Below are 14,981 nucleotides of genomic sequence, written 5' to 3' on the forward strand. Positions count from 1 at the left end.
CCGAACCCGCCGCCCGGGCGGCCGCTGCTGCCATGCCAGCGCAAGCAGCACGAATAGCGGCGGCAGCATCGGGAGCAGATATTGCCGCCAGGTCGGAAACGGCAGCAGCGCCGCGACGAACCCCGCCACGGCGACCACGGCTACGACCGGCGACCGCCGCCATCCCCCACGCCCCGCAACCACCAGCGCGATCAACGCCGGCCCGAGTGCGAGGAACTTGAGCACATCGACGACCTTGGCCAACCACGACAGCTTCCACGGAGCAGCGCGGAAATATTCCGCAGGCGCACGCGCGGGAAAGGTGAGCGTGCCGAACACGAAACCAGCGGGCGCCTGCACCCAGGTCCAGCCGACCAATGCGACGATCGGCAGCGCCCCCGCCAAAACCGCAAGAGGTCGATGCCGCCGATCGACCAGCGCATACATCCCATAACCAACCGCCGGCAGCGCATAGGAAATCTTCGCCGCCGCCGCCCCCGCGAGCAGTGCCCCCACGATTGCAGCACCGGTCGTGCTGCCCCGCCCGGCGCCCGCGCGGACGATCAACACCAGCGCGCCGCCGAGCAGCGCGGCAGGCAAGGCATCGTTCCGCGCGGTGGCGATGCTGAACAAGAAGGCGTCACACGTCGCGAACAACGCCGCGGCCGATAGCGAAGCGCGCGGCCCCGCCCCCGCCTCGCGGCTCGCGCGCCAGACGCACCCGACTAGCGCCACCCCCAGCACCACATTCGCCAGCCGCAACACCGGCCATGTCAGCGCCCCCGCGATCCACACGAGCGGTGCGAACAGCAATGGCTGGAGCGGTGTCTGGAGATAGGCGTAATCGCGGTACGGCAGATCGCCGTGCGCGCTCAGCAGCGCCGCCGCGACATATTGGCTCTCGTCATGGTCGATTCCGCGCAGCAGCGCGAGCACCGCGAACAGAACGATCGTAACGGCCAGCAGCCGGACGGGCAGACCGATACGTACGGGAACGATGGGCTCCATCGCGCGAGCGCCTAGCATGCAGTTTCGGGACTGTCACGAACACGCCATATCCGCGCGGCAAGGGAGCGCGGTATCCGCAGGAGCCTCCCAATGACCGTTCAGATCGACCGCCGCTCGCTCCTCCTCACCGGCTCGCTCGGCCTTGGCGCGTTCGCGGTGCCGGGCTTCGCGCAGAGCCCCAACGTCACGCAGGCGCGCGGCTTCACCCATTCCGTCGCAAGCGGCGAGCCCGGCAGCGACACGATGCTGTTGTGGACGCGCTACGTTCCCGCGACCGGCGACACCGCCGAACTCCGCGCCGAAATCGCCGAAACGCCGGACTTTGCACGCGTCATCTCGGGCGGTTCGCAGATCACGGGGGTGTGGCGCGATTTCACGGCGAAGATCACGGTCGACAACCTCAAGCCCAATACCCGCTATCACTACCGCTTCGTCGCGCCCGACGGCAGCTTCTCCCCCGTCGGCACGACCAAGACGCTCCCGGTCGGCCCGGTCGATCGCTTCCGTACCGTCACCTTCTCCTGCTCGAACATGCCGTACGGCTATTTCAACGCTTATGCCCACGCCGCCGCACGCGACGATGTCGATCTGGCGATCCACTTGGGCGACTATTTCTACGAATATGAGACTGGCGATTATCCCGCGGTGAAGGACCAGGTCGCCGGCCGCGTCCCGCTCCCCGCGGGCGAGCTGCTCCATCTCGCGGATTATCGGCTGCGCTATGGCAGCTATCGCAGCGATCCCGACCTGATGGCGCTCCACGCCAAGCATCCGATGATCGTTCAGTGGGACGATCATGAATCGGCCAACGACAGCTGGGAAGGCGGCGCGCAGAACCACCAGCCGAACGAAGGCGACTGGAATGCCCGCCGCGCCGCGTCGATCCAGGCGTATCGCGAATGGATGCCGGTCTCGGACGAGCCGTGGAAATCCTATGAGATCGGCACGCTCGCCACGCTGTTCCGCACCGAAACGCGGCTGCTCGCGCGCACCAAGCAACCCGATGTCGCGCCGCTGTTCGCGTCGAGCGACTCGTCCACCGCGCTGAAAGCGTTCCGCGACGGCGTTTGGATGGACCCCGCCGTCACGATGATGGGGTCGCAGCAGGAAAGCTGGCTTAATCATGCGATGGCGCAATCGGTGCGGCAGGGGCAGCAATGGCAGATTGTCGGCTTCGGCACGATCATGGGCCAGACCGTGATGCCCGCCGAAGCGATGAGCTGGCTCTCCCCCGATTCCCCCGAGCGCGCGCGCGGCTATCTGCTCTCCGGCGTCGCGGCGGCCAAGGTCGGGCTGCCGTTCAATTACGACAATTGGGGCGGCTATCCCGCTGCGCGCGCACGCTTCCTGCGCAAGGCGCAGGGGCTCGGCGCGAACCTCGTCGTGCTGTCGGGCGACAGCCACAATGCCTGGGCGTATGATCTCGGGCAGGACGGCAAGCCTGCCGGGGTCGAGTTCGCGGGCCATGCGGTCACCTCGCCCGGCTATGAATCCGCCAGCAAGACCGACCCCAAGGTCATCGCGGCGGCGCTGGTCAAGGCCAACCCCGAGCTCAAATGGTGCGACACCAGCCGCCGCGGCTATATGGCGATGACGCTGACACCCGCCAGCGTCAGCAACGACTGGATCATGGTCGACACGATCAAGGCAAAGTCCCCCGCCGGCCGGGTTGGCCACACCGCGACCATCGCGCGCGGACGCAATATCATGGCGTGACGGTTGCCGTCACCGGCTCCCTGCGGCAAACCAATGGCGGCGCGAGGCAGCCGCAGGGGGCATGAAGGTTGCGCGTAACGATCAAGGATGTGTCGCGACTGTCGGGCGTGTCGATCAAGACCGTCTCGCGCGTGCTCAACAACGAACGCTATGTCGGCGCGGAAACCCGCGCGCGCGTCCAGGCGGCAGTCGCGGAGTTGAAGTTCCGCCCGAGCACCGCCGCACGCTCGCTCGCCGGGCGGCGCAGCTTCCAGATCGCGTTGATCTGCGACAATCCCAGCCCCTATTACGTTTACGAGATGCAATCGGGCATCCGCGACCGCTGCGTGCTCGACGGGGTGCGGATGATCGCGCAGCCCTATGATCGCAACGCCACCACCTTGCTCGACGAGCTCGAAAGCCTGGTCGATGCGACGCACGTCGACGGGCTGATCCTCACCCCGCCGGTGTCGGACAACCCCGATGTACTCGACCTGCTCGCACGCAGGGGCGTGCGGTTCGTGCGGGTCTCGCCCGGGAGCGACCCCGCGCTCGGGCCAGCGACCTTCATCGACAATGCGGCGGCGGCGGCGGTGATGACCACGCATCTACTTTCGCTCGGGCATCGCCGGATCGGCTTTATCGCGGGGCACCCGAGCTATGCGACCAGCGCGCAGCGGCTGCGCGGCTACACGCACGCGCTGGAGGCGGCGGACGTGGCGTTCGATCCCGCACTGGTGCGCGAGGGCAGCTACGACTTCGCCTCGGGCGCGGCGGCGGCGGCGGTGTTGCTCGACCTGCCCGATCCGCCGACCGCGATCTTCGCGTCGAGCGACGACATGGCGGCGGGCGCGCTGACCACCGCGCACCGTCGCGGGCTGAAGGTGCCAGAACAGCTGTCGGTCGCGGGGTTCGACGATACCGAGATGGCCGGGTTCGTCTGGCCCCCGCTCACCACGATCCGCCAGCCGACGCGGCAGATGGCGTATCAGGCGGCGGACTTGCTGCTCGCACCGGTCGATGCGGAGGCTCCGGCGGAACAGCGCGAGCTGCCGTTCGAGCTGGTGATGCGGGAGTCGACCGGGGTGGTGGCGGGGAGGCGCTGAACCGTCGCCAATTTCACCGCCGTCACCCTGAACGCGTTTCAGGGTCCACCGCGCTACGCGGGCTCACTGGCCAGTCGGAGGGGTGGATGCTAAAACGAGTTCAGCATGACGGCGGTATGGGGCACCAGCCCCCTCACCCGATCAGAAACACCGCCGCCCCCAGCGCGAGCGCAAACGCCGCCACCGTCGCAATCAAAATCACCAGCAACGGCTTCGGCCCCGCCTCGAGCAATTGCGCAAGCGGCGAGCGGATCGCGGTCGCGGTTACCGCCGCCGCCAGCATCGCCGCCGCCGCCTTCTCCGCCCCCGTCGCGACGATCGGCGGGATCACCCCGAACGAATTGATCCCCGCCAGCACGAAGAACCCGACCACGAACCACGGCACGCCCGGCCCCTTGGCCTTGCCCGCCCCGCCGTTCGGATCGAACCGCGCCAGCCCCACCGCGACCACCGCCAGCACCGGCGCGAGCAACGCCACCCGCGTCAGCTTGACGATCGCCGCGATCCCGCCCGCGCCGTCGCTGTAGGAATAGCCCGCGCCCAACGCCTGCGCGACGTCATGAATCGCCGCACCGAGCAGGAACCCCGCCTTGAGGTCGCTCATGTGGAGCGCGTGCGCGACCAAAGGATACAGCATCATCGCCGACGCGCTCATCGCGGAAATCCCGACCAGCACCAGCGTCAGCTGCGCCTGCGTCATGCGTTTCTCGCCCAGCGTCGTCGCCAGCGCCATCGCCGCGCTCGCGCCGCAAATCGCGACCGACCCGCCCGCAAGCAACCCGAACGCGGTATCGAACCCGAAGCGCCGCGCCGCGAACACCCCCGCCGCCATCGTCAGCACGACGATCCCGACGACGCACAGCAACGCGACCGGCCCCAACGCAACGATCTGCCCGAACGTGATCCGCACGCCCACCAGCACGATCCCCCAGCGCAACAACGAGCGCGACGCGAACGCCAGCCCCGGGGTCAGCCGCGAATCCGCGCTGAGGAAATTGAGCGCCAGCCCGATCAGCAACGCCATCAGCGTCAGCGGCACGCCGTAATGATCCGACAGGAACCCCGCGGCGAGCGTCCCCATCACCACCACCACAAGCCCGGGCAGATAACCGCGCCAATCGCGCTTGGGACCTGCCGAAACGTCGCCGTACAGGTCGCCATAGAGATCGGCCGCCATCGGCAGCGGACGGGATTGGCGGGAGATCTCCATCGTGCGTTCCAACCCTCTACGTCACCCGGGCTTGTCCCGGGGTTCCCCGTGCCGCACACAGCACCCCGCCGTCATGCGGCGCAGCGGACCCCGGGACAAGTCCGGGGTGACGGACAGCGAACGAGTCTAGCCGAACGTCACGATATCTGACACCGCTGTCTCAACAAAAAGACAGGAGGGAAGCGCTCATGGCAATGCGAGGCGGGTCGGCGCGGTGGATCATCGTCGCGATGGTGTTCGTCGCGGTGATGCTCAATTACGTCGACCGGCAGATCCTCGCGCTGCTCAAGCCCACGCTGGAAGCGCAGTTCCGCTGGTCCGACCAGGATTATGCCAACATGGGCACCGCCTTCCAGGTCGCGACCGCGTTCGCCTTTCTCGGCACCGGCTGGTTCCTCGACCGGGTGGGCTTGCGGATCGGCTTCGCGCTCGGCGTCTTGGTGTGGAGCCTCGCCGGTATGGCGCATGCCTTTGCGACGACCGTTCCCGCCTTCTTTGCCGCGCGGATCCTGCTCGGGATCGCGGAGTCGGTCGGCACCCCCGCCGCGGTCAAATCGGCGGCGACCTATTTCAACCACAAGGACCGCCAGATCGCTCTGGGGATCGGCAACACCGCGCCCAATATCGGCGCGATCGTCACACCCCTGTTCATTCCGGCACTTGCGCTCGCGTTCGGGTGGCAGTCGGCGTTTCTCGTCGCGGGCGGCCTCGGTGTGCTGTGGGTCGTCGTGTGGTTTGCGATCCGAGTCCAGCCGGTCGCGCTCGACGCCGTTGCGCCCGCCCCCGTGCCGTGGCTCAAGGTGCTGTGGACGCGCGGGACTCTGGCGATCGCGATCGCCAAGGTGCTGTCGGATCAGGTGTGGTTCTTCATGCTGCTGTGGCTGCCCGATCTGTTCCACCGGCTGTTCGGGATGGAACAGGGCAAGCTCGGGTTGCCGGTGGCGTTGGTCTATCTGCTCGCGGCCTGCGGTGCGCTGACCGGCGGGTTCCTCCCCTCGCGGCTGATGGCGGCGGGGTGGAGCGTCAACCGCGCGCGCAAGCTGACGATGCTTGGCTATGCGCTGCTCGTGCTGCCGGTGGTGTTCGTGCAGAGCGTTAGCAGCCCGTGGTCGGCGGCATTGCTGCTTGGCCTCGTGCTGTTCGCGCACCAGGGGTTCTCGACCAACGTCTTCGGCGTGGTGACCGACATCACGCCCGCGCGCTCGGTCGGTTCGCGCATCGGGATCGCGGCGTTCTGCGGCAATCTGTGCTCGATCGGGATGATCCAGTTCCAGGCCTATGCGCTCGCGCAGGGCTGGGGCTATGCGCCCGCGCTGGCGATCTGCGCGGGGTCGTATCTGGCGGCGCTGCTCGCGATCCACCTGCTGATCCCGCGGATCGTGCCGATCGACGAAAGCGAACGCGGGGATGGGCTGGTGGTCGCGCATTGAGGGAGCGGGCTGCTCGACGGGCGCGCCATGCACCCCCTCCGTTCGTCCTGAGCGAAGTCGAAGGACCTCGTGCTGCGCAAGGGGCTTCGACTTCGCTCAGCCCGAACGGTTTGTGTAAGCGCCCGCACCACAAGCCACCGTTCTCCCGCGAAAGCGGGAGCCCAGAACTCACGCGCCCCGCCTGTAACCCTAGGCTCCCGCCTCCGCGGGAGAACAAGGGTAAGAACCCATAATCCTCCCCGGCACCGGGAGGGGGACCATGAGCATTCAGCGAATGGTGGAGGGGGCCCGCCACACACGTTCCACTCGCGGAGAGCCCCCCTCCACCACCAGCCTGAAGAAGGCTGGCGGTCCCCCTCCCCGTCCCCGGGGAGGATCAAGAGATCAGAACGTCACCCGCCCGGTCACCCCGAAATACCGGTCCGCATCGCGCGGGATCTGGTAGCGATACGCCTGCCCCGGCCCGCCGTTGATGATCGACGCGGCGAAGCTCTGGTCGAGCAGGTTGCGCACCTGGAAGGTCAGCTTGTACCGATCGTCCGGCGTCGCCATCCCGACGCTCAGATTGACCAGCCCGTACGCGCCGATCGTCCCCAGCCGCCGCTGCACGGCATCCGCCGAGAACAGCGACAACTGGCTGCTCTGATACGACCCTTGCGCGCCGAGGAAGATATCCGCGAACCCGCCGGTCCGCACGCGGTAATCCGCGCTGAGATTGCCCTTCCACTTGGGCGCAAACCCCAGCGGCGTTCCCGACGGCACTACCGCAGCCCCCGCCGGCGCCCTGAACTGATCGACATGCGCGTCGGTGTAAGCAACGCCGCCGGTAAAGCTCAGGTCGCGGATCGGCCGGAACGTCGCATCAAGCTCGCCGCCGCGGGTCGACACGTCGCCCGCATTGGTGAAGCGCGTGACCACCACGCCCGCGACCAGATCCGGATTGTTCGCCTGGAAATTGCGATATTTCGCATAATAAGCCGCGAGGTTGAGCGTCAGCTTGCCGTCGAAGAAGGTGTTCTTGAGGCCCAGTTCATAGGCATCCGACGTTTCGGGCGCGATCGTGTTGGTGCCGGTCGCGGTCAGATTGTAGAAGACGTTGAACGCCGGCCCCTTATAGCCGCGCGCAAAGGTCGCATAGGCGGTCGACCCGCGGTTGATGTCGAACTGGACGCCCGCCTTGCCCGACAGATTCTCGTTGGTCGCCTTGGCGCGGAACGGGATGCCGTTGGAGACGCCCCCGCCCCGACCGCCGTTGAACACGCCCTGGTCGAAGTTCGGGTTGATCCCAGGCCCGGCGAGCGCGGTCACGCGCGAATGGAACACGTCGAGCTGGTCGATCGTGTAGCGTAAGCCGCCGATAAGCCGGAACCGCTCCGCCAGATTGATCGTGCCCTGCCCGAACAGCGCCATGTTCTTGAACACCGATCCGAAATCGGCGGTGCCGCTCGGCGAGGTGGTGCGCGGCGCACCCGCGCTGCCGCACGGCACCAGCGGGTTGGGGGTCGTCCCCGGCGTCGTGTTGCAGACCACGTCGTTGCGCGTGAAGATCCGCTCGCTCGCCGCGCGCGAATAATAGGCACCCAGCACATAGGTCAGGAACTGATCACCCGGCGAGGTCAGCCGCAGTTCCTGGCTGAACGTGTCGCCGGTCTGCGGCCCGAAATCATGCAGCTGGTTGAACCCGACATAGGCGCCCGGCAGGAAATCGCCGTCGCGGATCTCGGTGTTCTTGTAATTGCGATAGGCGGTGATCGAGGTGACGGTCTGCGTCCCCGCGGTCAGATCCGCCTGGAGCGAGAAGCCGTAGCCGGTCTCCTTGGTCCGCGTGACGAGATCCTGCGCGATCGAGCGCGTGTCGGTGCCACGCGGGGTCGGCAGCGCGCCCGTCGATGCATTGGTGACGACCGCGCCGGTCGCGGTGTTGATCGGCCCTGTCGCGATCACCTCGCCGCAGCAATCGTCGTCATTGCGGTGATAATCCGCGATGAAGGCGAGCTTGACGTTCGGCCCGGCATCCGCATCCACCTGCAACCGGCCGCCATAATGTTCGAACCCGTTGACGATCTTGTTCACCGCGGTGTTGCGGATGTTGCCGTCGTAATTGGTGTAATAGCCCGTCAGTCGCGACCGCACGCTCTCGCCCAGCGGTACGTTGATCGCCGCGCGCCCGCGATATTCGCTGTCGGTGAAGAACCCCGCCTCGAGATAGCCGCCGAAGGTCTGCGTCGGTTTCTTGGAAATGATGTTGATGACGCCGGCGCTCGCGTTCTTGCCGAACAGTGTGCCCTGCGGCCCGCGCAGCACTTCGATCTGGTCGACGTCGACGAGGTCGCCGAACGCCTCGCCCGCGCGCGCGAACACGACGCCGTCGACCACGGTCGAGATCGACGGCTCGCCCGCGATCGAGAAGGTCGACGTGCCGACCCCGCGCAGGAACAGCGACTGGTTGAGCGTCGTCCCCGATTTCAGGAAGTTGAGCGTGGGAACGAGATATTGCGCGCCCTCTAGGCTGACCTTGCCCTGGCTCGCCAGCGCATCGCCCGAGATGACGCTGACCGCGACGGGGACGTCCTGCAACCGCTCGGAGCGTTTCTGCGCGGTGACGATGATGTCGCCGGGGGGTGCCTCGTCGGGGGCATTCGGCACCGGCGCGGTCGGCTCAGCAACCGGCGCGGACGCGGGTGCTGCGGTCTGGGCCCAGAGCGGAGTCGCGGCGAACAGCGCGAAGCCTGCGGCCCCCGCCAGATAGCGTCCCTTGGTCATCATCATTCCCTCCCTGTACAGTAATCCCACTTCTTTGGTGGGTATTGCTCTTTTGCGGTCCCGGACACCGCTGTCAGTCTTGCCCGGCGTAAAGCTGTGCTTGTCGCGTCCTGACCGTTCGCCTTCGCTCGAAACGAACGGGAGGGGGAGTGGGCTTAAAGTATCAGAACCCCAGTTCCTTCATCTCCACCACGCGCTTCTCGCGCGCACTGATCTCCGCCGCGGTGCCGATCGCGACCGCGAGCATCCCGTCGCGCGCAGTCACTTCGACCGGCCCTGTACCACGCACCGCGGCATTGAACCGCTGATGCTCGTAGAAGGTCGATCCGTGATGGCTCCCCGCATCGAGCGCGGCCTGATCGACCTCGACTACACGCCGCGTCGCCTGCTTGGGATTACGGAATCCTACGCGCGGCGAATGGACCAGCGCGCCCTCGGGAATCAGCACGTCGAGCCGCGCCTGGTCGCCGACCGCGGTGATCTCCTCCTGGTTTTCCGCACCATCCGCAAACATCGACAGGTCGAGCATCGCGCGCACGCCATTGGCGAAATCCACCGTGGTGTAGCTGTTGTCGATGATGTCGGGCCGCTCGCCGCTATAGCTTTCGTCGAGATGGTTCACGTCCATCGCACCCGAGCAATAGACCCGCACCGCCTCGCTTTGCGTGATCAGCCGCATCAGATCGAAGAAATGGCAGCATTTTTCGACCATCGTGCCGCCGGTATTGCGGTTGAAGCGGTTCCAGTCGGCGACCTTGACCAGGAACGGGAAGCGATGCTCGCGGATCGACAGCATCTGCAACCGGCCGATCGCCCCCTTGCGGATTTCCTCGATGAATGCCGCGGCGGGGGGCATGTAGCGATATTCCATCGCGGTCCAGAACACGCGGTCGCTGCGTTCGGCGCGGTCCACGATCCAGCGGCAATCGTCCAGCGTCGTCGCCAGCGGCTTTTCGCACAGGATGTGCAGGCCTGCGTCAAACAACGGTTCGAGCACGCTGCGATGCGTGAAATTGGGGCTCGAGACGATCACCGCATCGCACAGCCCGCTCGCCGCCAGCGCCTCGACGGAATCGAACGCAGTCGCCGCCCCCGCCCGATCGCCAAGCGCGTCGCGCGCCCAGCCGAGCGACCCTTCCGCCGGATCGGCGAGCGCCGTCACCACCGCACCCGGCGTGATGGTGAGGTTGGTGATATGCTCCACCCCCATCATCCCGGTGCCGACCAGTCCGTATCGCACTTGCTCGACCAACGCGTTCACCTCTATATGACAACGATGTCTGAGATCATCCTTACACCCGAATTGCGTCCCCTCGGCAAGAGCGGATTGCTGGTCAGCCCGATAGCCTGGGGGATGTGGCGTTTCGGCCAGTCCAGCGTGGCGGAGGGGCGCGCGCTGATCGACGCGGCGTTCGTGGCTGGCGTGACGCTGTTCGACACCGCGGACATCTATGGATTCAACGGGGTGAACGGGTTCGGCGACGCCGAGACGCTGCTCGGCAAGGTCTTCGCCGAAGACGCCACCCTGCGCGACCGCATGATCCTCGCGACCAAAGGCGGCATCCGCCCGCCGCTCCCCTATGACCAGAGCACCGCTTATTTGACCGAAGCGCTCGACGCGTCGCTGACGCGACTCGGGGTGGAGAGCGTCGATCTCTACCAGATCCACCGGCCCGACATCCTGACCCACCCGCAGGAAGTCGCGCGCGTGCTCGAGGACATGGTATCGTCGGGCAAGGTCCGCGCGATCGGCGTGTCCAACTTCACGATCCCGCAGATCCGCGCGCTCGAAGCGTTCCTCACCATCCCGCTCGCGAGCCTCCAGCCCGAACTGTCGCCGTTAGAGCTCGGCCCGATCGAGAACGGTCTGCTCGACCTCGCGATGGAACGCGATCATGCGGTCCTCGCCTGGTCGCCGCTCGGCGGCGGACGGATCGGGTCGCCCGAGGATGACCGCTCCAAGGCCGTCGCCGCCGCGCTCGACGTCGTTGCCGAGCAGGCCGGCGTTTCGCGCGCCGCCGCTGCCTATGCCTGGATCATGGCGCAACCCGCACGCGCGATCCCGATCGTCGGCACACAGAATACCGCCCGCATCGCGGAGATCGCCGACGTCTACAAGGTCCGCTTCACGCGGCAGAGCTGGTACGACGTACTGATCGCCTCGCGCGGGGAACGCCTGCCATGAGCGCGGTCCGCGTGCCTTGCGAAGTCAGCTGGTTCTCGGCGCTGTGCGACGACGATTACGAGTTCCTCGGCGTCCCCGATGCCAAGCTCAAGTCGAGCTGGGAGCATTGCCGCGACATCGTGCTGCAGGCGGAGAGCGGCGGGTTCGACAATATCCTGCTCCCCTCGGGCTATGCGCTCGGGATCGACACGACCGCCTTTGCCGCAGCGATCGCGCCGATGCTCAAGCGGATGGCGTTGCTGATGGCGGTCCGCGTCGGCGAAAGCTGGCCGCCGCAACTCGCGCGCCAGATCGCGACGATCGACCGGCTGCTCGGCGGGCGGCTGACGGTCAACATCATCTCGTCCGACATGCCCGGCGAAACGCTCGGCTCCGCCCCGCGCTATGCGCGCACGGTCGAGCTGATGCGGATCCTCAAGACGATGCTCAACGGCGAGCCGCTCGACCATGACGGCGAGTTCTGGAAACTGAAGCTAGACCCGCCCCGGATCGGCACCGTCTCGGGCAAGGCACCGTTGCTCTATTTCGGCGGCCTTTCGCCCGACGCGCGCGATGCCGCTGCACGCGAAGCTGACGTCTTCCTGATGTGGCCCGACCGGCAGGAAACCGTCGCCGCGATCATCGCCGACATGACCACGCGCGCCGCCGCTTATGGGCGAACGCTGAAATTCGGCTACCGCGCGCACGTCATCGTCCGCGATACCGAGACCGAGGCGCGCACCGCCGCCGACCGTCTATTGTCCAAGCTCGATGCCGCCGAGGGTGCCGCGATCCGCGCGAAATCGCTCGATTCAACTTCCGCCGGCGTCGCCGCCCAAGCGGCACTGCGCGAGACCGCGGCGGACGATGGCTATGCCGAAGCGAACCTGTGGACCGGCGTCGGACGGGCGCGCTCTGGCTGTGGCGCGGCGATCGTCGGGGATCCGGATCAAGTGCTCGCCAAGATCAACGCGTATCGCGACATGGGGATCGCGGCGTTCATCCTCTCGGGCTATCCGCACGCCGCCGAAGCGGATCTGTTCGCGCGGCACGTCCTGCCCAACATCGACCATGCGCGCCTGACCGCGGACTGACGCGCCACCGCCCGCCTATCCGCGAACCACGCGCTTCCGATCGGCGAAACCGCCCGTGGCATCCGGTGTGGTCGGGGACCGTGCGGGGACGATCCGCACGCAGTCCTGGAAGTCGGACCGCTCCATCCGGCGGCGCAGCTTTTCGGCAAGTACGCGGCCGATGAGTTCATGGTCGGCGCGAAAATAGATGGTTCCGTTCATGGGGACGCTCCTCCAGCGGGACGTCCTCTGATAGTGCGACGAGACGCCCTCCATCAGCGTTAACCCGAAACGCGCGCCGAGGTTCCTCGGTCCGTCAAAAGTGCGAGGTTTCCGCGTCAGGACACAGGGCGGCGATCGGTCGCGCTCAGCCGTACCCGCGCGATCAGGTCGATCACGTCGAGCGCCTCGCGCGCGCTGACGGGCGGTGCACCATGCTGCCGGATCGCGGTCGCGACCAGTGCGTAATAGCGCCGCCAGTCGCCGCGCTCGCTCGGGACGACGGACGTCGTTCCGTCGGCACGTGTCAGCGTGCCGTGATCCGCCGCGGCGTCCACGCCGTATCCCGGATCGGTCGGCGACCCGCCGCCGCGCAGCACCGCCTCCTGCGGATCGATCCCATATTTGACGAAACTGCCCTTCGTCCCGTGCAGCGCGAACCGGGGGCGTACCGCCGCCACCACGCTTGCGGTCGACACGATCACCCGCCGCGCACCGTAGCGCAGCGTCGCCTCGAAATAGTCCTCGACCACCGCGCCGTCGCGCTGGATCGCGAGGTCGCCCGTCACCGCATCGGGCATCCCGAACAATTGCACCGCCTGGTCGATCAGATGCGGGCCAAGATCGTTGAGCAGCCCCGCCCCCGGAGCCTCGCGCCAACCGGCTTTGATCGCGGGACGAAACCGGTCCCACCGCAGTTCCGCCAGGTCGACCACGCCCAACACTTCCTCGTCGAGCATCCGCCGTACGGTCAGGAAATCGCCATCCCAGCGGCGGTTGTGGAACACCGACAGCATCAGCCCACGCGCTTCCGCCAGCGCGATCAGCGCAGCGCCGTCGGCGGGATCGGTCACGAACGGCTTGTCGACCACAACATGCTTCCCGGCCGCGAGCGCGGCGCGCGCAAGCGGCGCATGCTGCGCATCGGGCGCGGCGATCACGACCAGGTCGATCGTGGCATCGGCCAACATCGCTGCCACGTCCTGCACCACCCGCGCGCGAGGCAGCGCGCGCGCGACCGCATCGGTGCGCGACGTCACCACGGCGTTCAGCGCAAAGGCGTCGAGCGCGGTGATCAACGGCGCATGGAACGCCGCACCCGAAAGACCATAGCCGATAAGCCCGACCCGGATCGGGCCGTCCCCCGCCGCCGCGCCGTTCCCGCTCACCGTCGCACGTCCAGCCCGCCCGCGAGGTACGCGTCGATATCCTCCTGCCGGAACAGGCAGGCATCCCCCGGCAGCGAATGCTTGAGCGCGGCGAGCGCGAGCCCGGTCCGCGCCGCCGCAGCGACGTCTTCGCCGCGCCGCAAAGCATGCAGCACGCCTGCAGCAAAAGCATCGCCGCCGCCGATCCGGTCGACGATCCCGGCAAGCACGACCTCGTCGGTCTGCGCCGATTCGGTCCGCGTATCGACCCGCGCCGACAGCCGGTTGAGATCGACATGCTCGACATGCCGCGCGGTCGACGCGATCGTCTGGAGCTTGGGGAACGCCGCGAACGCCGCCTCAACCGCCTCACGCCGACGCTCCTCGCCATCGCTCGCAAAGTCGCGCCCGAGCAGCAAGGCGATGTCGCGGTGGTTGCCGAACAGCAGGTCGGCCTGTTCCACCAGCCGCGTCAGGATGCCGCGCGGGTCGCTGTCCCAGCGTTCCCACAGTTTGCCACGCCAATTGCCATCGAACGAGATCGGAATCCCCCGTGCCGCCGCCGCCTCGGCCGCGGCGATCGCGCTCTGCGCGGGCACGGGCCCGAGCGCGGGCGTGATCCCCGACAGGTGCAGCCGGTCCACCCCGTCGAGCAGCCGATCCCAATCCCACGCCGCACTCGGCGTTTCGGCGAAGGACGAATGGGCGCGGTCATAGATCACCTCGGTCGCGCGCATTCCTGCGCCCGAGGAGACGAAATACAGCCCCATCCGATCGCCGCGCAGCTGGATGCCGCGCGTATCGACCCCCGCCCCGCGCAAGGTGGTGATCGCCGAGCGGCCCAGGTCATTGTCGGGCACCGACGATGCAATCGCGACAGCATGCCCGAGCCGCGCCAGCGCACCCGCGACATTAGCTTCGGCGCCGGCGATCCACACGTCCAGCTTGGGCGTCTGCATCAGCAATTCGCGCCCGGGCGGCGATAGCCGCAGCATGATTTCGCCGAAGGCCAGGAAAGTCATCAGATCGTCCTTTGTTGAATCGCAGTTCGCGACGCCCCTACCCGTCATCCCCGCGGAGGCATGACCTCTGCGATTCCGTAGGTGTTCTCCCGCGAAGGCGGGAGTCCAGGAGTCGCGAGAAACGCAAGCCGTTGTTCTGCTTGGCTCTGGATTCCCGCCTTCGC

12 protein-coding genes are annotated in these 14,981 nt (G+C 67.3%); 5 read left to right on the plus strand and 7 right to left on the minus strand.

Going from position 1 to position 14,981, the window contains the following annotated elements; all coding sequences use genetic code 11:
• Nucleotides 1-987: DUF2029 domain-containing protein (locus tag QBJ92_RS12250; protein WP_277969981.1), on the minus strand; the 987-nt coding region annotated here is incomplete at its 3' end.
• 90 nt (nucleotides 988-1,077) lie between these two features.
• Between QBJ92_RS12250 and QBJ92_RS12255 the strand changes: the two genes are divergently transcribed.
• Entirely contained in the window at nucleotides 1,078-2,703 is a 1,626-nt protein-coding gene (locus QBJ92_RS12255) for an alkaline phosphatase D family protein (RefSeq protein WP_277969982.1), read from the plus strand.
• A 68-nt stretch (nucleotides 2,704-2,771) separates the two neighbouring features.
• Nucleotides 2,772-3,788, plus strand: a complete 1,017-nt coding sequence (locus QBJ92_RS12260) for a LacI family DNA-binding transcriptional regulator (RefSeq protein WP_277969983.1) — start codon at nucleotides 2,772-2,774, stop codon at nucleotides 3,786-3,788.
• 133 nt (nucleotides 3,789-3,921) lie between these two features.
• Here the strand turns inward: QBJ92_RS12260 and QBJ92_RS12265 are convergent, their stop codons facing one another.
• The gene (locus QBJ92_RS12265; RefSeq protein ID WP_277970045.1) at nucleotides 3,922-4,965 is read right to left on the minus strand and encodes a YeiH family protein; all 1,044 of its coding nucleotides are present in this window, start codon (nucleotides 4,963-4,965) and stop codon (nucleotides 3,922-3,924) included.
• Between the two features lie 221 nt (nucleotides 4,966-5,186).
• On the opposite strand from QBJ92_RS12265, the gene QBJ92_RS12270 reads away from it, so the two are divergent.
• Nucleotides 5,187-6,428 carry an MFS transporter gene (locus QBJ92_RS12270; protein WP_277969984.1) on the plus strand — a complete coding sequence of 414 codons (1,242 nt, stop codon included), beginning with the start codon at nucleotides 5,187-5,189 and terminating at the stop codon, nucleotides 6,426-6,428.
• 384 nt (nucleotides 6,429-6,812) lie between these two features.
• On the opposite strand, the gene QBJ92_RS12275 is transcribed toward QBJ92_RS12270, so the two are convergent.
• Entirely contained in the window at nucleotides 6,813-9,197 is a 2,385-nt protein-coding gene (locus tag QBJ92_RS12275) for a TonB-dependent receptor (protein ID WP_347342793.1), read from the minus strand.
• Between the two features lie 157 nt (nucleotides 9,198-9,354).
• The gene (locus tag QBJ92_RS12280; protein WP_277970046.1) at nucleotides 9,355-10,431 is read right to left on the minus strand and encodes a Gfo/Idh/MocA family protein; all 1,077 of its coding nucleotides are present in this window, start codon (nucleotides 10,429-10,431) and stop codon (nucleotides 9,355-9,357) included.
• Nucleotides 10,432-10,467: 36 nt separating this feature from the next.
• Here QBJ92_RS12280 and QBJ92_RS12285 point away from each other — a divergent pair, with 36 nt between their 5' ends.
• Nucleotides 10,468-11,376: an aldo/keto reductase gene (locus tag QBJ92_RS12285; RefSeq protein WP_277969986.1), complete on the plus strand. Its 909-nt coding sequence runs from the start codon at nucleotides 10,468-10,470 to the stop codon at nucleotides 11,374-11,376.
• Nucleotides 11,373-12,449, plus strand: a complete 1,077-nt coding sequence (locus QBJ92_RS12290; protein ID WP_277969987.1) for an LLM class flavin-dependent oxidoreductase — start codon at nucleotides 11,373-11,375, stop codon at nucleotides 12,447-12,449. Before QBJ92_RS12285 ends, QBJ92_RS12290 begins: the two co-directional genes overlap by 4 nt.
• 15 nt (nucleotides 12,450-12,464) lie before the next feature.
• Here the strand turns inward: QBJ92_RS12290 and QBJ92_RS12295 are convergent, their stop codons facing one another.
• The 3 genes from QBJ92_RS12295 to QBJ92_RS12305 all read right to left on the minus strand — a co-directional run bounded on the left by QBJ92_RS12295 (nucleotide 12,465) and on the right by QBJ92_RS12305 (nucleotide 14,817).
• On the minus strand, nucleotides 12,465-12,650 hold the full coding sequence (locus QBJ92_RS12295) for a hypothetical protein (protein WP_277969988.1): 186 nt from the start codon (nucleotides 12,648-12,650) through the stop codon (nucleotides 12,465-12,467).
• 116 nt (nucleotides 12,651-12,766) lie between these two features.
• On the minus strand, nucleotides 12,767-13,816 hold the full coding sequence (locus QBJ92_RS12300; RefSeq protein WP_277969989.1) for an oxidoreductase: 1,050 nt from the start codon (nucleotides 13,814-13,816) through the stop codon (nucleotides 12,767-12,769).
• Nucleotides 13,813-14,817, minus strand: coding sequence for a sugar kinase (locus tag QBJ92_RS12305; protein ID WP_277969990.1), 1,005 nt, complete (start codon nucleotides 14,815-14,817; stop codon nucleotides 13,813-13,815). Before QBJ92_RS12305 ends, QBJ92_RS12300 begins: the two co-directional genes overlap by 4 nt.
• Nucleotides 14,818-14,981 lie beyond the last annotated feature (164 nt).

It is taken from the genome of Sphingomonas echinoides (genome assembly GCF_029623395.1).
In the GTDB taxonomy this organism is placed as follows: domain Bacteria; phylum Pseudomonadota; class Alphaproteobacteria; order Sphingomonadales; family Sphingomonadaceae; genus Sphingomonas; species Sphingomonas echinoides_A.